The following is a 20,148-nucleotide window of genomic DNA, read 5'->3' as shown; positions in this document are numbered from 1 at the left end:
TTTACGTAGGGTTACGTATACGAGTTTAAGTAATATTCTGTATAAATTGTTCTAATTCTTCTCCAGAGGAAAGTCCTAGTTTTTTACGGATACGATAACGTATAGACTTAATCGAATCTTGAGATGCATTACGAATGGTCATGATTTCTTTGATCGATAAATTTAGTCGAAGTAACGCACATACCTCTCGTTCTGTTTTGGTGAGTTCTGGATATAATTTGATCAACTTCGAATTAAATCCCTGGTTTACCTCATCAATTTTATGTTGTAAAGAAGAAAGTTTATCTTCGGTATTGATCTGAGACTTTAGTTCTTTGGCAAGAGAAGATAACGATAATTTTAAATCTTCTGATTCTTTTTCTGACAATTCATTGTTTAGTTGATCCAGCAATTCTTGCTTAAAATTTAATCTCATGGTATTATCAGCAACCAATCGTTTAATTTCTTCTTCTTTGGCTTCAATTTGTCGATCTAACAATTCTTTTTGGGCTTTTTCTTTTTCCAGTCGCTCTAAAGCGATCTGAGTTTTACCCATATACATTCTTCGTACTAAAAATGCAATTACACCGGCTGCTATGAGCGCTAAAATCAATAGCAAAAAATACAAACGTTTTTTTGTCGATTCTGAAACAGCAATGAGTTCAACTTCTCTTTTTTCCTGATCAAACCTAAGACTATCCAGAGCGAGTTGTTGCTCATATTTATATTTAGATTCGAGATCAGCCATCTTTCGATAATTTATCTCGTTTTTACCTTTTTCTTGAAAAATATTAAATTGTTTATAAGATAAAAATGCATTTTTATAATCTCGAACATCTTCATAGCTTTTACTAAGTCCCAAGTAGCGCATATGTATAATTGCTTTATTTTTTTGCTTTTCAGACATTTCAATAGATCGCTTATATGCTTTTATGGCTTTATATGGTTTTTTTAGATTTCTATAGGTGAGTCCTAAAGCATAATATCCGGATTCTAACCCTATTTGATTATCGTTTTTTTCATGCATTATCATAGATTTCTCAAGATAAGGTATACTTTCTTCATACCTTTTTCGACGCCTTAAAAAATCTGCATAGTTCGCATTGGTTGTTGCCATTGCTCTACTATCATTAATAGAATCAGCAAGCTTTACTGCTCGAAAATGGTGATCTTCTGCTTTTTTATACTCTTTTAAATTTAGATACAAGGTCCCATATCGACTTAAGCTTCTTATGGTTTCTTTTATGTTACCATATCTTTTGCTTATTGCATATGCCGAATCTAAATTAATCTTGGTTTTATCAAATTCTGACTGATATATCCAAAGCCAGGCAATCTGAGAATAGGTATATCCCAACGTATAAGTTTCGTCTACTTTTCTTTTTAATTCGAGGCTTTCCTGAAGATATTCTAATGCTGCACCATACTTATTTTCTCTTCTTAAAAAATAGGCTAGTCGTTCGAGAATAAAAGCTTTCTTTACTAAAAAGAAACTGCTATCACTATTTGAACCAGATATATTTTTGTTTATCGTTATTAAGGTTTTCTCAAATATTTTTCGAGACTCAACAGGGTTTACGTCTATAATTTCTATAGCTTTAGAGTACAATTCTTCTACTTGAAGGCTATCTTTTTGTGTTTCATATGACTTAGAAAAGGTTTTGGTACAAAAAAGTATACTCTGTATTAACACAATGCATAATGCAACTTTATTTTTAGAGAACAATTGAAAAACAAGAGATATTAACTTCATTTGCATACGGGTTGTTCTCAAAAATACGACAATAAATTCATTATGATTATTAGTCAAAAAGTAAAAATCTACTTGCTTAACAAGCATGTTTTGAAAGCATACTGAAATAAAAAGCCACTCATAAAATGAGCGGCTTTTTATTTTTGTATTCTTCTTTCACCACAAAGATTTATTCTATCACCATTTTTTTAGTATCGATTTTTCGACTTCCAACATATAAAGTATAGAAATACGTACCTGCTGCCAGGCCATCACTATTAATATGTAATTCACCATCGCCATTTTGTTTGATCGCTACCTTAGATACTACTTGTCCTAACGAATTACTAAACACAACAGAGGCATTATTGATTCCATCGGGTAGATAATACTTAATAGAGGAAGTCCCGTTAAACGGATTTGGGATATTTTGATACAGTATAGGAAGATTTCCTTTATTAAGACTACCAACAGTATTATTCTCTAAAGCTTCTATACGAGTAATCAAATCATCAATAAGCACTTGCTGTGTCGTATTTTCGGTTCGCAAATCAACAATTTCACTTTGCGCATCACCAAGATCTAATGTTAATGAAGAAAGAACAGGAGCTAAATCTATAGATACGGATGCTCCATTCTCTATAGCAATCGTTAGATTAGTACCGTTTAAACTTGCCGAAGTAAGATTTTGACTATCAGTCCCTGTTCCATCCTGTAAAGTCGAAAGATCGATGGTGTTTCCTCCTGAAATGGCTAAGTTATTATTGGTTAAGCTTAATATTTGTGCATCTGTATTATCTATGTATCCTGAAAGATCAATTGTTTTGGTAGCTTCAGCATCATCTAACAGCGACAGCTCAAGATTATCACCATTTAACTGAAATACATCTATGGTTTGATCATCGGTATCCGTATTCGTATCTATTGTAGTGTTTACCCATTGCGTACCATCCCAAACAAAAAGTGCAGAAACATCGGTATCATACACCATCATCCCTGCCTCATTAGTAGCCAAGGGATTACCACTTGCTGCTGCAGTTTCCATAGCGATACGTTGTGCGGTGGTCACTCTATTCACCAAAAAACCTTTATCGGTATCGGCTAGTTCTAATGATGCATTTTGGTTTGCCGCTACGGTACCAATTCCAACACTCATGCGATTAGTGGTTTGATCTCCCCCTAATGCCATTGTATTTGCGTTAGTTACATCTACATCATATCCTATTGCCGCAGCATATGAGTTGGCAGTACTACTTAATGAACCAATAGTAATTGACCCTCTATTACCAGTTGCTCGAGCTTGGTGACCTATAATAACCTGATCATCTCCAAAAACGTCAACAGCGTTTCCTATAAATGTATTCCGATTATTTTTTCCTGCACTAGGACCACTAGCTCCCCAACCCGTAAAGTTGGCATTCCAACCCATCCCCACGTTATCAGAACCTGTTCTATTGATACCTCCTGCCATAGCTCCTACATAGGTGTTTCGATTGGCATCATTAAAATTATTTAATCGATTATTATCCCATCCGGCTCCATAACCAATAAATGTATTTCCATCTGCATGATTACTGTTGGCTCCAGCATCAAACCCTAAAAATGTATTGGCATAACCATCGGTATTATCCTGCCCGGCTCCAGCGCCTATAAATGTATTTCCTTCTCCATTTGTATTATCCTCTCCCGGCGAGTCGTTTGTACTGATCAACGAATACACGGGGCTAAATCCTTCAATCGCGTTCTCCACGGCAAACGGGCTTCCTCCACCAACAAAAGTATTTCCACTTCCTGTAGTATTACTCAAACCTGCAGAATTACCTATAAATGTATTGTTAGAGGCCGTTGTAGTGGATCGCCCCGCATCTTCACCTACAAATACATTATCATCTCCTTCGGTTAGATCCTTTCCTGCTTCCTCACCAATTAACGTATTATCATGAGCTGATGTTAAACTCTGCCCTGCTCTATGGCCTATGACCACATTCTCATTTCCAGTAACATTTCTGGCTACATAATTACCGATAAAGATGTTCTCAAGGGTGTTGGTAGTTTGATCTGCACTAAATACTCCAATCACCACATTATCTCGATTGGTGAGTTTAGCTCCTGCCATACCCCCTATTAAAATATTTCTGGAAGTAGTCGTTAAAGACGCTCCTGCACCGGGACCTATAGCTAGGTTCCAATCTCCAGTAGTTAATAATGACCCTGGTGTAAAAGTGGTAGTGCCATCATAAGGAAAAGGTGTATTGCTGGCATTAGATTGATTTGGAGTAATCGCAGATCCATCAATTTGATTTCCAGTTTGGGCATTTGAAATCATTGAGAATAAAAAAAGCGTAAAAACGAAGAGTAATAGTTTTTTCATATTCTGGGGTTTATTAAGTGTAGCGCCCCAAAAATAGTCTAAACCTATTGTTTTAAGGTAATTTTAGCGGTGTCAAAAGGTGTCATTTTAGTAGAAATGAGTGGTGAGGTTTGAGGTACCTACTCAATAAACTTTAGAGAATGATTTCGTAAAGTCTAAGCCAATTCCTGGATAAATTTTTCGAGTTTGATTCCTTGAGGGATACTCATTTTTTCCCGAATTTGTTCCCGTAGTAATTGAATAGCATCCATAGATAAATTTCGAATTTTCATGATCTCTTTGGCAGATAATCGGAGTGAAAACAGAGTGCATACTTCACGTTCATAAAGAGTAAGCTCGGGATATAATATTTCTAATTTACTCTCAAAACTATGATTGATATCTGTTGTTTTTTGAGGTTCTTGTGTCAATCTCTTTTCATACGCTACCTGAAATTGTAATTGCGCTGTTAATAAGCATAATTTTTGCGCTTCACTCGATGGATCTGTTGCATTAATTTCATTCTTTAGTTTATTTAGTATTTCTTCATTCAAAGACAATTGTTTGTTTTTGTTAGACAAAAGCTCCTTAATTTTTTCTTCTTTGACAGCTAGTTTTTGATCCAAAATTAAATTATTGTGTTTTGCATGTTTAACATCTATTCGATACTTGTAATTTTTGTATTTCAGGTATCCAATAGTAACCAACGCAATGACAAGGACGATAACAGTAAAAGCAAGTAGTGATATTATCATATAAAAAGATTTTATACAATAGTATTCACAAGCTCAATCTGTTCCAAAATATCAAAGTGTCAAAATGTGTCAAAGACCATTCCAGCCCTAAAATACGTAAGGCTACGTATAAGAAGTCTAGACCAGGTCTCGAATAAATTTTTCAAGTTCTATATCTGATGGTACACTCATTTTTTTACGAATTCTTCGTCTCATTGATTTTACTGAATCTGAAGATACATCACGGATGGTCATAATTTCTTTGATTGATAAATTGAGTCGCAATAATGCGCATACCTCGCGTTCACCTTTGGTAAGATCTGGGTATATTTTTTTTAGTGTATCATCAAAATTCTGATTTACATCATCAATCTTTTCCTGAAGTTCTGAGAGTTTTCCTTCGGTAGAAATTTGTCTTAGCAATTGTGTCGTTAAAGAGTTTAACGCTATAATCATATTCTCAGGGTCTCCATCAATAATTTCATTCTTTATCTTATTTAGTAATTCTTCTTTAAAAGCAAGACGCATACTGTTATCTGCAATAAGATGTTTTATATTTTCTTCTTTGGTTTTAATTTGCTGATCAAGAATAGTCTTTTGATTTTCAAATTCTAATCGAGTCATTTTTGACCTCTGGATATAATTACGTCTAACCAAATATCCGATTATGATTGCACCAACAACAGAAACCAAAAGTGAAATAAAATACCATCTTTTTTTTGAAGCTTCCGTTTCGGCTATCAATTCAACTTCACGCTTTTGTTGAGCAAACTTTAAACTATCTGCTTGTTTTTCTTTTTCAAACTGATAATTTAATTCAAGGGCTTGCATTTTTTTAGCATTCTGAATATTAAAGATCGTATCGTTGTATTTTTTATAAATGCGATAATTTTCATGTGCATCTTTATAGTTTTCTATTTTAGCGTACAAATAGCTTTTACGTCTATATGAAACCGCAATTCGTTCTTTGAAACCTTCATCCAATGCAACTTGTAAGGAGGAATCTGCATACTTCAACGACTGTTCCCAATTTTTAAGTTTTATATAATCATGGGCTAGGTTGAAGTACTCTACACAAATAGAAAGGCGTTTTCCTATTTCTTTATAATATGCTAGGTTAGCTTTCTTTAATGGTGTAGATAGATCATATCGTCCTTGTCTTGAATACAAAACCGCCATGTTACCGTATACTCCGTGCAGATCTTCTTTGCTATTGATCGTAGTAAACATTTCTTCTGCTTTTTGATAGCAAATTAAAGCAGAATCCTGTTGTTTATTTTGTCGATAAGAAACTCCTAGCATATTGTATCCAGCTCCTATCCCAAACGTATCTTTCACTTTTTCTTTTAGAGCAATTGCTTTTTTATAGTTTTCTACAGCTCTTCGATGTTCTTTTTGATAGCGATATACCAAGGCCATGTTATGATATACATCAGCTATTTTTGAAACATTGTTATTTTGCTCATAATACTTTAATGCTTTTACATAATATTCAATCGCTTTTGGATACTCTGCCTTTCTTCGGTGCACCACACCTAACTGTACATACAATGCCGTTCTAAACTTTTGATAATGGTCTTCCGTTTTATTTTCGACTAATGTCAATCCTTGATCAAAATAACCTTCAGCCAAACTAAAATCCCGCTTTAGCTGGTATTCGCCAAGCTCTAACATTGCCTTTACCTTGGTTGTATCTTCTATAGCCATATCTAATGCAGATGTGAGACGAACCAGGGTAGTATCAACCTCCTGCGAGAAAAGTGCTGTAATACTTACAAACAAAAGAAATAGTAGTATAAATTTTTCTGTTTTCAAGTTAAATAGTCTTAAAATACGGTTTGATTATTACCAAAGATACTGTATCTAATCTTTTATTAACTAATTTTGAAAACCTATACAAAATATATGAAAATACTTCACCTCGATACAAATCACCCTCTACTTTTAAGTCAACTTGTAGTAGTTGGTTTTCAAAATGATGAAGATTATACTTCTACAAAAGAAGAAATCGAATCCAAAATTCATAATTATAGTGGGATCATCATTCGTAGTAGATTTAAAATTGACAAAATATTTTTAGACAAGGCAAAAAATCTAAAATTTATAGGTCGAATAGGTGCCGGATTAGAAAATATTGATATCCAACATGCCGAGAAACTAGGGATCAAACTATTTAACGCACCAGAGGGGAATCGCAATGCTGTGGGCGAACATACATTAGGAATGATATTATCGTTATTTAATAAATTAAATAATGGAGATCATAGTGTACGAAACGGACAATGGCTTCGCGAAGAGCATCGTGGTGTAGAACTAGATGGAAAAACGGTGGGTATTATCGGGTATGGTAATATGGGTAGAGCTTTTGCAAAAAAACTACGTGGTTTTGCAGTCGAAGTTATTTGCTATGACATTAAAGATGATGTAGAAAACAGTGATGCAACACAAGTAGAACTTGATGAACTTTTTGAAAAGACCGATGTATTAAGCCTTCATACCCCAGAAACCCCTAAAACAATTGGCATGATCGACACAACATTTATTAATAAATTTAAAAAACCATTTTGGCTGATCAACACTGCCAGAGGAAAAAGTGTAGTTACCAAAGATCTGGTCAAAGGTATAGAAGAAGGAAAAATCTTAGGAGCAGGGTTAGATGTTTTAGAATACGAAAAATCATCTTTTGAAAACTTATTTACTTCAGAAAATGACATGCCAAAAGAATTTAAGAAACTCCTTAAAATGAATAATGTGATCTTAAGTCCGCATGTTGCTGGTTGGACTGTAGAGTCTAAAGAAAAATTAGCACAGACAATCGTTGATAAAATTAAAACCGAGTTTTGTTAAAACAAGTATTTACTACATTATTATCAAACTACACTCAAGATTCAGAATATATTGAGTCCTTGTGGGGCGATATTGTTAAACAACATAGTAAAAAGGCCAGATACTATCATAATCTTTCACATCTAGACCATCTGTATCATAATTTGGTTGAAGTCAAAAACAAAATCAAAGATTGGGATATGGTTTTATTTGCATTGTTTTATCATGATTATATTTATAATATCCTAAAACAGGATAATGAAGAACAAAGTGCAAAGAAAGCAATAGAAGTGCTAAATTCATCATCGATAGACAAAAACCGCATCACGCTTTGCTCTGATATGATATTGGCCACCAAAGGGCACAACAATTCTGAAAGCAGTGACATCAATTATTTTACCGATGCTGATCTCTCTATATTAGGAAGCGATTGGAAAAACTATGAGACTTATTACAAAAACGTAAGGAAAGAATATAAATACTATCCTGATTTTATGTACAACAAAGGAAGAATCAAAGTTTTAAATCATTTTATACATATGCAGGCCATCTTTAAATCTGAATATTTCTACAAAAAATTTGAAGGGAAAGCGAAAGAAAATCTTCAACAGGAAATTGATTTGCTTTCAAATTAAATTTCAGTTTTACTACATTTATAGAGTGAAGAAAACAATTTTTACTTTTGCAGCTTTAGTTCTGGCAATACTAGCTCTTTTTCAGTTAAGTAAATACAGTGTTATTGCAGGAGATACATCGATAGAAACCATAATTGCCATAATCGCGGTTATTTTTTTTGTAATTGGTATTGTAATAAACAGAAGAGTTCTGCACAAAAAGAAAAAGCCCACACAGGAAATAAATTATCAAAAAATTGAAGAACTGGGATTAAGTAAACGAGAGTATGAAGTCTTATGTCAGATTGCTATGGGATTATCAAATAAAGAGATAGCCGAAAAACTTTTTGTTTCAGAAAGCACTATAAAAACTCATGTTTCTAATATGCTGGTAAAACTAGATGCAAAACGACGTACTCAGGCTATACAAATTGCAAAACAGCTACAAATTATACCTCTTTAAAGTATTTCAACCTCATATATTCTAAATTTCATACTTTAGTATGAATGCTATTTATTAGCCTAAATTTACATTTGGGTCTAACAATAAATACATATAAATCAATGAAAAATACAATTATACGTTATGGGTTACGAAGTGCAGTTTCTATATGTCTGTTAGCACTTGCAGGATGGTTTTTAGGGAAAAATCTGGATTACTCTATTCAAGAAGTAATTGGATATGCCGGTATAATAGTATCGTTACTTTTTGTGTTCCTTGGCATTAAACATTATCGGGATAAAGAAAATAATGGTATTGTTTCCTTCGGAAAAGCATTGTTGATAGGTATACTCATCACTCTTATTGCTGCTTTGGCATTTGGGATATTAGATGTAATTTATATCAAATACATCAATCCAGATTTTGTGACAGAATACTATTCGCATTACGTTGAACAAATGAAAAATTCTCTCCCGCAGGCCGAACTTGAAACTAAATTGGCAGAGTTAGAGGCTCAAAAAGAGCTATTTTCTAACAGGTTTATGAGCTTCTTTTTAATGTTTGCAACGGTATTTCTGATTGGATTTATAATTTCATTAATTTCAGCACTAATACTACAACGTAAACCAATACCAGGTAATTAAAAAAATAATACAATAAAAATAGTATGCAATACAAAGCCAAAACACCTGATGAGTATATAGAAGTTATTCCTGAAGAAAGAAAGGAAGCCATGAGTATGCTTAGAAAAGTAATAAAAGACAATCTTCCTAAAGGATTTTCTGAAGAGATTAGCTATGGTATGATAGGATATGTTGTACCGCATAGCTTATATCCAGATGGGTATCACTGTGATCCTAAATTACCTTTACCCTTTATGAATATTGCTTCGCAGAAGAATTTTATAGCAGTTTATCATAGTGGTATTTATGCAAATCCCGAATTAATGGACTGGTTTGTTGGTGAATACCCTAAGTATGTAAAAACAAAATTAGATATGGGTAAAAGTTGTATCCGTTTCAAAAAGATCGATCAGATTCCGATGAAATTGATCGCAGAACTATCTAGTAAAATGACTCCACAAGAATGGATTGCAATGTATGAATCTAAAGTAAAAAACAAATAACAATATAACTATGAAACGAGTAACAGGAATAGGAGGTATATTTTTTAAAACGGCTGATCCAAAAAAAACAAAAGATTGGTACAGGGATCATCTAGGTTTTAATACAGATGACTATGGTTGTACATTCTGGTGGAAAGACAAAGAAGGTAACGATTGTTCTACACAATGGAGTCCTTTTAAAGACGACACCACTTATTTTGCCCCAAGTAAGAAAGAATTTATGATGAATTTCAGAGTAGAAAACTTAACCGAACTTCTCGAAGTTCTTAAAAGTGAAGGAGTAACTGTTATTGATAAAGTAGAAGAATATGAATATGGTAAATTTGGATGGATTGTAGATCCCGAAGGTAATAAAATTGAGCTTTGGGAACCTGTCGATAAAGCATTCTTGTAAAACTCTAACAAAAAAGGTTGGCTATGTAGCCAACCTTTTTTTATATATAATTTCATTTAGAATATTACATAAAGAATAAAAGAGATGCTACAATCATCCAGCAGCCAACTATTATTCCTATGATACCTAGCTTACCTTGTTTGGGAGCTAGTTTTTCTCTAAGGCGATTTGCTTTTTCTTTTGCCTCTTCACTTTTGGATAAAAAATATTTACTGATGAGACCAAATCCAAGCATAAATCCTAATGTTGCAGAAACAATATTTCCTGCTAACAAGGTTATCCACCAAATAGGATATGTCGTAAGCCACCCCAGGTTTAAAATTGCAGAAATAATACCCCAAATACCCCAAATACAAAATATAAATCCAATCCAACCTTGGTAAGGTTCAATTTTCTCTAAAAGCTCTTTTGCATTTGGTTTTTTAGATAATAGTAATGATGGTACTGCAAGAATACTTAAAACGATTAATGAGATTCCCCATATCATAGTTTTCAAATTTAAAAGGTTAGTGTTTGTTTTTTTATTCAAAGTTGTTATACCAAATATAACAATAAATATGACTTATCAAAATTTACCCTACTATAGTTATCCTATATACTAATAATTAGTACCTACAAATATTCTTGTTAATCTTCTGATTTTTAATTGATATTTTTTTGTAATTTTCTCCAAACTAATAAATCATTTTAACAACATGAGTGAAGAAAACAACAACCTAGGGGACGATATAAAAAAAGGAGCAGAAGAAGCGGCAGAAGCAGCAAAAGAATTTGCTAATGATGCCAAAGAAGCAGCCAGTGATTTTGCCGAAGAGGCTAAAGAACTTGTTAATTCTGCAGATAATAAAAAAGTTCTTGCTGGTATTTTAGCTATTTTTCTAGGATGGCTTGGAGTTCATAAATTCATTTTAGGATACCAAAAAGAAGGTTTTATTCTACTGGGAATAACTTTAATCTCATTTCCTCTAATGTGTTTAGGCATAGGAATATTAACTATATACGTTCCATCAATTATAGGTCTTGTAGAAGGGATTATGTATTTAACAAAATCTGATGACGAGTTTTATCAAACATATCAGGTGGGTAGAAAGCCTTGGTTCTAATAATAAAAAGCTGGAAATTTTAACTTCTGGCTTTTTTATTTCATTTTGTTATCGTAATATTGCGATATTATAATATTAATTATGGGAATTACCAAGACGCAAATATTTGATCAACAACAAAATGAATTGGCACAGTTCTTCAAAATATTAGGGCATCCTGCACGTATTGCTATTCTTCAATATATCAGTAAACAAAATACATGTATATGTAATGATTTGGTTGAAGAAATAGGATTGGCACAAGCTACGATATCTCAACACCTTAAAGAATTAAAAAGCATAGGATTACTCAAAGGAGAAATCGAGGGCAAAAGCATGTGTTACTGTATCGATATCGATCGATGGACTGCTTTGCAAAAAAATCTAAATTCATTTTTTAATACCACCAAAAAAAATTGTTGTTAAACTTTATTAATCATTAAAAATCATGAATACATCAGACTTTATAACTCTATTAGCAGAGCATCAAGATAAATCATTATTATTCGAATATGCTCCGGGAATGTTGGTAGGGACTAATTACCATATTACCGAAGTAAAACATATTACCGTAGATGCCGTAGATTGCGGCGCTGGTACCGATTTCTGGAAAGAAACTATTATTCAACTATGGGAAAGCCCAAGTGAATTAGGTAAATCAGATTATATGAGCACCTATAAAGCTCTGGCAATATTAAGAAAGGTGGGAAAGATGAAGTCTTATGAAATGGACGCTGTAGTAAAAATAGAATATGGAAATACTATGTTTCATACTGCACAATTGCACATTGCAGATTTTGAAATCAAAAAAGATCAATTAATACTGAAACTTACTGTAAATCCTACAGACTGTAAAGCAAAAGAAGTATGTGGGATTACAGAAACTAATACTGAAGAAGCTGCTTCTTGTGCCCCAGGTAGTGGTTGTTGTTAGATGGATACCTCAATAAAAATAGCATATTTTACCCAAAAGGATTGGCCCACGATCTCTGCAATCTATAAAGAAGGAATTGATACAGGAATTGCCACTTTTGAAACCCAGGTACCTACTTGGAAAGCATGGGATGTTTCGCATTTAAAACCCTGTAGAATCAAGGCTATTAGTAAAAATACTATTGCAGGCTGGGCCGCCCTGTCCCCAACCTCGAAAAGAGAAGTATATAAAGGAGTAGCAGAAGTTAGCATTTATATAACACTAAAATGTAGGGGTTTGGGTATAGGTAAACTACTTTTATCCAAATTAATTGAAGAAAGCGAAAAAGCTGGATTCTGGACTCTACAGGCTGGGGTATTTAGAAATAATAAAGCGAGTATTGATTTACATAAATCTTTAGGGTTTAGAGAAATAGGATATCGAGAAAAAGTGGCAAAATTAGATCATATCTGGCACGATAATATCCTCTTGGAACGGAGAAGTAAAATAATTATATAACCACAATAAACACCACAAACTCTCTTCTAAAAAGAGAGTAACTAAAAACAAAAACACTTATGAATATTTTAGTATTATGCACAGGTAATTCTTGTAGGAGTCAAATGGCAGAAGGATATTTAAAGCATTTTGCCAAAGACAATGCAACTATTTATAGTGCGGGAGTAGAAACTCATGGAGTAAACCCCAGAGCAATAGCTATTATGAAAGAAGATGGTATTGATATCTCTACTCATACCTCTAATAATCTAGACGAATATCTAGATATACAATTTGATTTCATTATTACCGTGTGTGATAATGCTAAAGAAAGATGTCCTTTCTTCCCTGGTAAGGCAGAACGATTGCATTATAATTTCTTTGATCCATCAAAGGTAGAAGGTACAGAAGAAGAAATCCATATCGCATTTACAAAAACCAGAAATCAGATTAAAGAATATTGCGAAGATTTTGTAGAGAAAAATATACCAAAAACGGTATCGTAATAAACACAACTTAGAACTATCTGATAGCGTTTCTAAATCGATACATCTATAAATCTTGTAGGTTATATTCCTCTGGATAAATAAAAAAAGGGCAGCACAAAAGTTAACTTTTGTGCTGCCCTTTTTTTAAAATTTTCTTAAATAATATCAATCACATTCTTGATACTCTACATATGTTTAGAAAAAATAAAATCGATTATTTTTCTACTTTAAATCCAGGTTTCGCATAATTTTCGGGAATATTCTCTGGTGGTACGGTTAATACATTACCATCTCTTATTGCTTGATAATGAGGGGACAATATTTCAATTTCGGCATCATGAAGTGCATTTTTTAAATTCTCATGCAGCATCGAATAAATCAATGCTGCTTTTTGGGGAGTTTTGGTATATGCATTGATTTCATAGTTTACATAAAAATCATCAAGGCTTTTAATCAATACAAATGGTGAAGGGTCTGGTAAAATCAAATCTGTTTTTTTTGCTCCTTCTATTAAAGCTTTCAACACATTATTACTAGGAACATCGTATCCTATAGTAACCGAAGTATGTAATATAATTCCAACATCATCAATAGCATTTTTACTAAAATTAACAATGTGATTTCCCAGAATAGAAGAGTTAGGAATAGTAATATCTAAATTTTTAATAGTTTTTACTCGTGTCACTAATAGACTTCGATCTGTAATATCTCCTATGGTATCTCCTATTTGCACGCGATCTCCTACTTTAAAGGGTCGCATATACGTAATTACAATCCCCGCTACGATATTAGAAATAGCAGAAGTAGATCCCAAAGAAAATAATACTCCGAAGAAGATAGATACTCCCTTAAATGCCGGAGAATCTGAACCTGGTATATATGGAAAAATTATAATTACCGCAAAAGCAATAATAATCACTCTTAGCAGATTAAATGTCGGGCGCGCCCAATCTGCGTGAAAGCCTTCTAATCGAACGGCTTCCTGTTCTAGCTCATTCGTAACATATTTTAAAAACCGAAGTAAGTACTTAGTAATAAAAAAAATAACAACTATAAAAAATAAATTAGGAATAAACCCGATAATACCATCATACAGAAATAACAATGGCTTTTTTATATATCCCAAAACAGTATCTGCATATACCTTGGTTTGCGGAACCAAACTAAACATAAAAGGAAGATATAAAATCAAAAAGGTAACACTTACGGTTATTCTAAATAGCCTAATTACAACCTTTAGAATATGACGTTCTCTTCTTGGAGTGATAAACTTAAAAAATTGAACAGCCTTATTACTACTAAAAAAAATATTAGTCTCTAATGCACTAGCTTTTTTTTGCAACCATCTAAAAACTCTGCGCATTATATAGAAGAAGAATAAAATCCCTACAAGAGCAATAGCAAAATATATGTATTCAATAACCATAACCTAGTTAATTAAGTCAATTCGAAACACTACTGAAATTACTTTAATTTTTGCTTTTTTAAAGACTAAACGAGAAAAAATTATCAAAAAAATCTAATCTTAAAAACAATGTGTATCAAGAATCTTATTTATCACCGTTTTTAAAATACTTCTGCTCTAATTCTGCCTGAAATTCTTCCATAACAGGTTTTACAGTACTATCGGGGAGATCGGCGATACGAATATACATTAAACCATCAACCGCATTATTAAATAATGGATCAACATTAAATGCTACTACTTTAGCATTTTGCTTAATATATTTTTTAATTAAAACCGGAATACGAAGACTTCCCGGCTCTACTTCATCGATAATTTTATCAAATTTATTGAGATCACTTTTACTTTCATCAAAGACAAAATCTTTATCTGCATCTTTTAGCTTTACCTTAAATTCTTTTTTAGGCCTAACATATTGCGCTACATAAGGATCATAATAATGAGATTTCATAAACTCTATCATTAGAGATTTAGAAAAATTACTAAACTTATTACTAATACTAACTCCTCCTATAAGATACTTATGCTCTGGGAAACGAAGTGTACAATGAACAATACCTTTCCAAAGTAAAAATAATGGCATAGGACGTTGTTGATATTCTTTAATAATAAAGGCTCTACCCATTTCGATAGATTCATTCATCATTTTATGTAACTCTGGCTCAAACCTAAATAAATCCTGAAGATAAAATCCATCAATACCGCGATTGGCATAAATCTGTGAGCCCATTCCCATACGATATGCTCCAACCATTTTTTTAGCCTCATTATCCCATAGAAACATATGGTGGTAATATTCATCAAAAGGGTCCAAATCCAACGAATTATTAGTTCCTTCGCCAATTGCTCTAAATGTAATTTCTCTAAGTCTCCCTATTTCATGAACTACATTTGGAATATGCTTTTTCTTTGCCAGAAAAACTTCATAATTCTTACTTATCAATAATCGTTTATCATTATCTCTACAATATTGCAACTCAGATTCTATTGCATTGATATTACCTTCAACAGCTATTTCTTTAGGTGATTTTGGTAATTTCAAATTTTGAGGAATCGATTCTCTTAATGTCTTTTTCTCAAAAGGATTAGCTAGCATATACGTTTTCTTACGTAAGAAGTTCGTAAAATCCTCAAGATTAGTATGCTCCTCCTGATCTTTTACCGAAACCGGATTACCAATTCGTACTTTGATAACTTTATTTTCCTGAGAAAAAAGTTCACTCGGTAATTTGGCTGTTCGTAAAATATCACTTATCGAGGCCAGACGATAAAAAAGCCTGCTATTACGAGCATGAAAATATATAGGAATTACAGGAACTTTTGCTTTTTGAACTAGTCTCATTGCACTAGGTTCCCACGGTCTATCTACATAATTCTTACCTTCTTTAAAAGTAGATACTTCTCCTGCCGGAAAAATCCCAAGTGGTTTACCTTCACGAAGGTGTAAAATAGCTTCCTTAATTCCTTTATGACTAGACTTTGCCTCTTTCCTATCCTCAAAAGGATTAACAGGCATTATATAAGGCTTCAATGGTGAAAAACTGTGCAATAAAAAATTTGCTATTATTTTATAGTCAGACCTATGCTCTAACATAAGTTTAAGCAATAAAATACCATCAAGTCCTCCTAATGGATGATTCGACAAGGTAATAAAAGCTCCGTCTTTAGGTAGTCTTTTTAGGTCTTCTTCAGGAATTTCATAATTCACATTATGTATTTCTAAACCTTTAGTTAAAAAGTCTAAATCTTTTAAGTGGCTTATCCTATCGTATTGACGATTTACTTTTGATAATCGGGTAGCCTTAAGAATCACCCAACCAATAAAGGTGCCTATAAAACCAAATTTATCCATTTTGAGCCCCGCGGCTACTTCTCTTGCTGTGACTATGGGCATTAAATACAATTTGCGCTAACTGCAAATATAGCAAAATCCTTGAATTGATATCACTAATCTCTGGATACCATTTGATAAGTCTCTCTGGTTATTTGTTTTAGCAAAATATCTTTATTTTTTTCTAAAGAGGTAATCGCTTCATTTGTAAAGTGTCTAATTGTAAATAAAGACACATTTGTATTATAAGTAACTCTAAATTTTGCTTTAAGTTTCCCTAAAAGTTTTTCAAAATGGTCAAACTTATCGTCAAGACATACCGAAAAACTAATCGCAGAATTCTGAATCAGATCTACTTTTATATGATATTGATGAAAAAGGCTAAAGATCTCACTAATATTATTTTCGACAATAAATGAAAAATCTAAAGAAGAAAGTGAGACTAAAACCTGATTTTTCTTTACAATATAACAAGGTAAGTGAGGATCTAATGGTTGACCTTTCTTTACAGAAGTACCTTGATCGACAGGGTTAAGAAACGACTTAACATATAGTGGTATTTCTTTACGTTGTAAAGGTTGAATTGTTTTTGGATGAATTACAGATGCTCCATAAAACGCAAGTTCTATAGCTTCTTCATAAGAAATATGAGACAGTAATTGAGTTTTATCAAACACCCTGGGATCTGCATTAAGAACACCAGGCACATCTTTCCAGATACTTACGCTATCTGCATTTAAACAATACGCCAAAATCCCTGCAGTATAATCACTCCCCTCTCTGCCCAAAGTCGTAGTAAAATTATTCTCATCAGATCCAATAAATCCCTGGGTAATACTAAGGCTATTTTTATTGACCTTCTCGAGTATCAGGTGTTGAGTAGTTTGCCAATCTACTTCGGCATCTCTATAAACAGTATCTGTTTTAATAAAATCTCGTGCATCTAACCACTTATTTTGATACCCCTTATGATTTAGATATTCGCTTACAATAGTAGTAGAAATTAACTCTCCATAAGGTACTATTTGATCATAGACATAATCATATTGAGTTGATTTATTTCTATTTAGCGTGGTTTGCATATCTAATAAAAGTCTTTCAATTTTTTTAAAAACAGGATGTTGTTTGTTTTCAAAAAGTGCCTCCAGAATTTCGTTATGATACACCTCGAGATCCCGAAGCGATATTTTAAGTTCCTTGTTATTATTAATGTATAAGTCGACAATATGTTCTAAAGCATTAGTGGTTTTACCCATTGCAGAAATAACAATAACAAGATTAGAAAATCCTGTTTTATCAAGTACATTAAGTACATTTTTCACTCCATTAGCATCTTTTACAGATGCTCCTCCGAATTTAAAAACTCTCATTAACCAAGTGTTTCTTTAATAAATTAGATAATCTTATTTTGAAAGCATTATGATTCTGATATGAATTTACTAACCCCATTCTGATCCATTTGAACCAGGTACCAATCTTTTAAAAGCTTTGCTCCGCTTTTTTCATAAAAATCAATAGCAGGAGTATTCCAATCCAAAACAACCCACTCTACTCTTCTCACTCCTTTTGATTGGGCATATTTTAGTACTTCTTTGTATAACGCACTACCCAAACCAGTTCCTCTCATAGATTCTTTAACAATAAGGTCTTCTAAATGAACAGAACGTCCCTGCCAGGTAGAAAATCGATAATACACCAGAGCTATTCCTACTATTTCATCCTTTACCTCGGCCACAAAACAATGAAAAAGCGGGTGATCTCCAAAACCTTCACGTATAAGCTCTTCTACAGTTATTTCTACTGCATCAGGTTCTTTTTCAAAAATCGCCAATTCCTGGATTAAACCCAGTACTTGAGTCATATCTTCCTCCTTGGCATCTCTAATCACATAATTCATAAAAAAAAGTTTATCAAAACTATAAAATATGAACTAGAAATCAGACAATTTTCTAATGTTATGTGGTCACATAATATGTTTTTACAATTCTTAATGAAGTTTAATAATTAAAACCTCCGAAAACGTTATAGTTACCTAAAAAATAATACTTTTGCAGCAACTAAAATTCACCATAAATGACAAGAAGAAATCAAACCTTAGGAGAATTTATAATAGAAAACCAAAAAGATTTCCCATATGCTAGTGGAGAACTTTCTCGTTTGATCAACTCTATTCGATTAGCTGCAAAAATGGTGAATCACGAGGTAAACAAAGCAGGATTAGTAGATATTACAGGAGCTGCAGGAGAAACCAATATACAAGGTGAGGATCAGCAAAAACTAGATGTGTTAGCTAATGAAACCTTTATCAATACACTAACAAATAGAGAAATTGTATGCGGAATTGCTTCTGAAGAAAACGATGAATTCATTACTATAAAAGGGCAAAAAAACGACCATCGCAATAACTATGTAGTACTTATGGATCCTTTGGATGGAAGTTCTAATATAGACGTTAATGTTTCTGTGGGAACTATTTTCTCTATCTATCGCAGGATAACCCCTACAGGAACTCCTGTAACTCTGGATGACTTTTTACAGCCCGGTAATTTACAAGTTGCAGCAGGATATATCATTTACGGAACCTCTACTATGCTTGTATATACTACAGGTCATGGTGTTAATGGTTTTACATTAAACCCTGCATTAGGAACATACTATTTATCACATCCCAATATGAAATTTCCAGAAGACGGCAACATATACTCGGTTAATGAAGGAAATTATATACATTTTCCACAAGGGATTAAAGATTATATTAAATATTGTCAGGAAGAAAAAGAGGATCGTCCATATACTTCTCGATATATTGGTTCTTTGGTAAGTGATATTCATCGTAATATGATAAAAGGAGGAGTTTACATGTATCCAAGTACTTCAAAATCTCCTAATGGAAAACTTCGTCTTTTATACGAGTGTAACCCTATGGCTTTTATTGCAGAACAGGCTGGAGGTAAAGCTAGTGATGGATACAGACGAATTATGGATATCAAACCAACTCAACTACACGAGCGTACTCCTTTTATTTGTGGTAGTAAAAATATGGTCGAAAAAGTAGAGTCATTTATGAAATAAGTCTAAATAGATCAAAATAACCTTATTTTTTACTATCCTTGTATATCGAATATTTGTTTTTAAAAAAACTTCGGTATATCCTCACCCCAAAATTTAAAAATAAAACGTACAACACAATCTTTTTAAAAGAATTAAGATTTTGAATTGAGAAAATTAACATTATCGCCATTATAGCGGCTTTTTTAACGTTTTTATGTTAATTTTACGTAAGTTCATAATTAAGAATCTAATAAACCGATTAAAATGGCTAAAGAAAATAAAGCTGTTGAAGAAAAAGTTGCTGATGACCCTTCTTCAAAAATAGAAGCGATAAAGAATCTAATCTTTGGAGAAAATATTGCAGCTTATAATTCAGAGTTTGAAAAAGTAAAAAAAGAAATTACTTCAAAAAAGAAAGAATTAGAAGACTTTATCGATGATACTCGTAAAGAGTTAAATCAAGCAATCGACAACTTAAGTACAGATATAAATATTAGAATCACTGAATTAGAAGATAATTTAGCTGACAAAACCGATATGCTGGATGCTAAAAAAGTTGATAAAAAAACATTGGGAGATCTCCTTATCAACCTAGGTGAAAAAATCAACCAAAAATAATCCAA

General features: G+C 32.8%; 22 protein-coding genes. 13 read left to right on the top strand and 9 right to left on the bottom strand.

The features are described 5' to 3' along the window. Positions 1-25 precede the first annotated feature (25 nt). The 4 genes from NNL09_RS09820 to NNL09_RS09805 all read right to left on the bottom strand — a co-directional run bounded on the left by NNL09_RS09820 (position 26) and on the right by NNL09_RS09805 (position 6,610). Complete coding sequence (locus tag NNL09_RS09820; RefSeq protein ID WP_196911597.1) at positions 26-1,732, bottom strand: tetratricopeptide repeat protein; 1,707 nt, start codon at positions 1,730-1,732, stop codon at positions 26-28. Between the two features lie 169 nt (positions 1,733-1,901). After that, a complete protein-coding gene (locus tag NNL09_RS09815) occupies positions 1,902-4,082 on the bottom strand; it encodes a T9SS type A sorting domain-containing protein (RefSeq protein WP_196911596.1) in 2,181 nt (726 codons plus the stop codon). 155 nt (positions 4,083-4,237) lie between these two features. After that, positions 4,238-4,816 carry a hypothetical protein gene (locus tag NNL09_RS09810; RefSeq protein WP_196911595.1) on the bottom strand — a complete coding sequence of 193 codons (579 nt, stop codon included), beginning with the start codon at positions 4,814-4,816 and terminating at the stop codon, positions 4,238-4,240. A 117-nt stretch (positions 4,817-4,933) separates the two neighbouring features. Further along, positions 4,934-6,610, bottom strand: a complete 1,677-nt coding sequence (locus tag NNL09_RS09805; protein WP_196911594.1) for a tetratricopeptide repeat protein — start codon at positions 6,608-6,610, stop codon at positions 4,934-4,936. 90 nt (positions 6,611-6,700) lie between these two features. Here NNL09_RS09805 and NNL09_RS09800 point away from each other — a divergent pair, with 90 nt between their 5' ends. From NNL09_RS09800 to NNL09_RS09775, 6 genes are all read left to right on the top strand, one after another. Then, complete coding sequence (locus NNL09_RS09800; RefSeq protein ID WP_196911593.1) at positions 6,701-7,642, top strand: 2-hydroxyacid dehydrogenase; 942 nt, start codon at positions 6,701-6,703, stop codon at positions 7,640-7,642. After that, the gene (locus tag NNL09_RS09795; RefSeq protein WP_025665763.1) at positions 7,636-8,256 is read left to right on the top strand and encodes a hypothetical protein; all 621 of its coding nucleotides are present in this window, start codon (positions 7,636-7,638) and stop codon (positions 8,254-8,256) included. The genes NNL09_RS09800 and NNL09_RS09795 overlap by 7 nt, the downstream gene beginning before the upstream one ends. Positions 8,257-8,281: 25 nt before the next feature. Then, entirely contained in the window at positions 8,282-8,698 is a 417-nt protein-coding gene (locus NNL09_RS26255) for a response regulator transcription factor (protein ID WP_196911592.1), read from the top strand. Positions 8,699-8,799: 101 nt separating this feature from the next. Then, positions 8,800-9,321: a DUF4199 domain-containing protein gene (locus tag NNL09_RS09785; RefSeq protein WP_025665765.1), complete on the top strand. Its 522-nt coding sequence runs from the start codon at positions 8,800-8,802 to the stop codon at positions 9,319-9,321. Between the two features lie 23 nt (positions 9,322-9,344). After that, complete coding sequence (locus NNL09_RS09780; protein WP_025665766.1) at positions 9,345-9,803, top strand: DUF1801 domain-containing protein; 459 nt, start codon at positions 9,345-9,347, stop codon at positions 9,801-9,803. Positions 9,804-9,813: 10 nt separating this feature from the next. Beyond that, complete coding sequence (locus NNL09_RS09775; RefSeq protein ID WP_025665767.1) at positions 9,814-10,197, top strand: VOC family protein; 384 nt, start codon at positions 9,814-9,816, stop codon at positions 10,195-10,197. A 64-nt stretch (positions 10,198-10,261) separates the two neighbouring features. Here the strand turns inward: NNL09_RS09775 and NNL09_RS09770 are convergent, their stop codons facing one another. Then, complete coding sequence (locus NNL09_RS09770; protein WP_024769902.1) at positions 10,262-10,684, bottom strand: hypothetical protein; 423 nt, start codon at positions 10,682-10,684, stop codon at positions 10,262-10,264. Between the two features lie 208 nt (positions 10,685-10,892). On the opposite strand from NNL09_RS09770, the gene NNL09_RS09765 reads away from it, so the two are divergent. The 5 genes from NNL09_RS09765 to NNL09_RS09745 all read left to right on the top strand — a co-directional run bounded on the left by NNL09_RS09765 (position 10,893) and on the right by NNL09_RS09745 (position 13,196). Next, a complete protein-coding gene (locus NNL09_RS09765; RefSeq protein ID WP_025665768.1) occupies positions 10,893-11,300 on the top strand; it encodes a TM2 domain-containing protein in 408 nt (135 codons plus the stop codon). 81 nt (positions 11,301-11,381) lie between these two features. Then, complete coding sequence (locus tag NNL09_RS09760; protein ID WP_025665769.1) at positions 11,382-11,705, top strand: helix-turn-helix transcriptional regulator; 324 nt, start codon at positions 11,382-11,384, stop codon at positions 11,703-11,705. Between the two features lie 22 nt (positions 11,706-11,727). Continuing rightward, complete coding sequence (locus tag NNL09_RS09755; RefSeq protein ID WP_196911591.1) at positions 11,728-12,213, top strand: DUF6428 family protein; 486 nt, start codon at positions 11,728-11,730, stop codon at positions 12,211-12,213. Continuing rightward, positions 12,214-12,711 (top strand): GNAT family N-acetyltransferase, encoded by a 498-nt coding sequence (locus NNL09_RS09750; RefSeq protein ID WP_196911590.1) that lies wholly within the window; start codon positions 12,214-12,216, stop codon positions 12,709-12,711. Positions 12,712-12,770: 59 nt separating this feature from the next. After that, on the top strand, positions 12,771-13,196 hold the full coding sequence (locus NNL09_RS09745; protein ID WP_025665772.1) for an arsenate reductase ArsC: 426 nt from the start codon (positions 12,771-12,773) through the stop codon (positions 13,194-13,196). A 196-nt stretch (positions 13,197-13,392) separates the two neighbouring features. Here the strand turns inward: NNL09_RS09745 and NNL09_RS09740 are convergent, their stop codons facing one another. The 4 genes from NNL09_RS09740 to NNL09_RS09725 all read right to left on the bottom strand — a co-directional run bounded on the left by NNL09_RS09740 (position 13,393) and on the right by NNL09_RS09725 (position 18,371). Further along, the gene (locus tag NNL09_RS09740; protein ID WP_196911589.1) at positions 13,393-14,604 is read right to left on the bottom strand and encodes a mechanosensitive ion channel family protein; all 1,212 of its coding nucleotides are present in this window, start codon (positions 14,602-14,604) and stop codon (positions 13,393-13,395) included. A 124-nt stretch (positions 14,605-14,728) separates the two neighbouring features. Next, positions 14,729-16,537, bottom strand: coding sequence for a lysophospholipid acyltransferase family protein (locus NNL09_RS09735; protein WP_196911588.1), 1,809 nt, complete (start codon positions 16,535-16,537; stop codon positions 14,729-14,731). 53 nt (positions 16,538-16,590) lie between these two features. Then, on the bottom strand, positions 16,591-17,844 hold the full coding sequence (locus NNL09_RS09730; RefSeq protein ID WP_196911587.1) for an aspartate kinase: 1,254 nt from the start codon (positions 17,842-17,844) through the stop codon (positions 16,591-16,593). A gap of 47 nt (positions 17,845-17,891) precedes the next feature. Beyond that, positions 17,892-18,371, bottom strand: a complete 480-nt coding sequence (locus NNL09_RS09725; RefSeq protein ID WP_025665776.1) for a GNAT family N-acetyltransferase — start codon at positions 18,369-18,371, stop codon at positions 17,892-17,894. A 176-nt stretch (positions 18,372-18,547) separates the two neighbouring features. Between NNL09_RS09725 and fbp the strand changes: the two genes are divergently transcribed. Together fbp and NNL09_RS09715 are read left to right on the top strand one after the other, a co-directional pair. Continuing rightward, entirely contained in the window at positions 18,548-19,546 is a 999-nt protein-coding gene (gene fbp / locus NNL09_RS09720) for a class 1 fructose-bisphosphatase (RefSeq protein ID WP_025665777.1), read from the top strand. A 243-nt stretch (positions 19,547-19,789) separates the two neighbouring features. Then, positions 19,790-20,143: a fructose 1,6-bisphosphatase gene (locus NNL09_RS09715; RefSeq protein ID WP_025665778.1), complete on the top strand. Its 354-nt coding sequence runs from the start codon at positions 19,790-19,792 to the stop codon at positions 20,141-20,143. Positions 20,144-20,148: the final 5 nt, after the last annotated feature.

Source organism: Aquimarina sp. EL_43 (assembly GCF_943422735.1).
Lineage (GTDB): Bacteria > Bacteroidota > Bacteroidia > Flavobacteriales > Flavobacteriaceae > Aquimarina > Aquimarina megaterium.
This window is presented reverse-complemented; position numbering and strand designations above follow the sequence as displayed.

Bases quoted from the DNA above. Each gene is read 5' to 3' on its own strand.
- NNL09_RS09820 (WP_196911597.1), bottom strand. From the start codon at position 1,732: ATGAAGTTAATATCTCTTGTTTTTCAATTGTTCTCTAAAAATAAAGTT.
- NNL09_RS09815 (WP_196911596.1), bottom strand. From the start codon at position 4,082: ATGAAAAAACTATTACTCTTCGTTTTTACGCTTTTTTTATTCTCAATG.
- NNL09_RS09810 (WP_196911595.1), bottom strand. From the start codon at position 4,816: ATGATAATATCACTACTTGCTTTTACTGTTATCGTCCTTGTCATTGCG.
- NNL09_RS09800 (WP_196911593.1), top strand. From the start codon at position 6,701: ATGAAAATACTTCACCTCGATACAAATCACCCTCTACTTTTAAGTCAA.
- NNL09_RS09785 (WP_025665765.1), top strand. From the start codon at position 8,800: ATGAAAAATACAATTATACGTTATGGGTTACGAAGTGCAGTTTCTATA.
- NNL09_RS09780 (WP_025665766.1), top strand. From the start codon at position 9,345: ATGCAATACAAAGCCAAAACACCTGATGAGTATATAGAAGTTATTCCT.
- NNL09_RS09775 (WP_025665767.1), top strand. From the start codon at position 9,814: ATGAAACGAGTAACAGGAATAGGAGGTATATTTTTTAAAACGGCTGAT.
- NNL09_RS09770 (WP_024769902.1), bottom strand. From the start codon at position 10,684: ATGATATGGGGAATCTCATTAATCGTTTTAAGTATTCTTGCAGTACCA.
- NNL09_RS09765 (WP_025665768.1), top strand. From the start codon at position 10,893: ATGAGTGAAGAAAACAACAACCTAGGGGACGATATAAAAAAAGGAGCA.
- NNL09_RS09760 (WP_025665769.1), top strand. From the start codon at position 11,382: ATGGGAATTACCAAGACGCAAATATTTGATCAACAACAAAATGAATTG.
- NNL09_RS09755 (WP_196911591.1), top strand. From the start codon at position 11,728: ATGAATACATCAGACTTTATAACTCTATTAGCAGAGCATCAAGATAAA.
- NNL09_RS09750 (WP_196911590.1), top strand. From the start codon at position 12,214: ATGGATACCTCAATAAAAATAGCATATTTTACCCAAAAGGATTGGCCC.
- NNL09_RS09745 (WP_025665772.1), top strand. From the start codon at position 12,771: ATGAATATTTTAGTATTATGCACAGGTAATTCTTGTAGGAGTCAAATG.
- NNL09_RS09740 (WP_196911589.1), bottom strand. From the start codon at position 14,604: ATGGTTATTGAATACATATATTTTGCTATTGCTCTTGTAGGGATTTTA.
- NNL09_RS09735 (WP_196911588.1), bottom strand. From the start codon at position 16,537: ATGCCCATAGTCACAGCAAGAGAAGTAGCCGCGGGGCTCAAAATGGAT.
- NNL09_RS09730 (WP_196911587.1), bottom strand. From the start codon at position 17,844: ATGAGAGTTTTTAAATTCGGAGGAGCATCTGTAAAAGATGCTAATGGA.
- NNL09_RS09725 (WP_025665776.1), bottom strand. From the start codon at position 18,371: ATGAATTATGTGATTAGAGATGCCAAGGAGGAAGATATGACTCAAGTA.
- fbp (WP_025665777.1), top strand. From the start codon at position 18,548: ATGACAAGAAGAAATCAAACCTTAGGAGAATTTATAATAGAAAACCAA.
- NNL09_RS09715 (WP_025665778.1), top strand. From the start codon at position 19,790: ATGGCTAAAGAAAATAAAGCTGTTGAAGAAAAAGTTGCTGATGACCCT.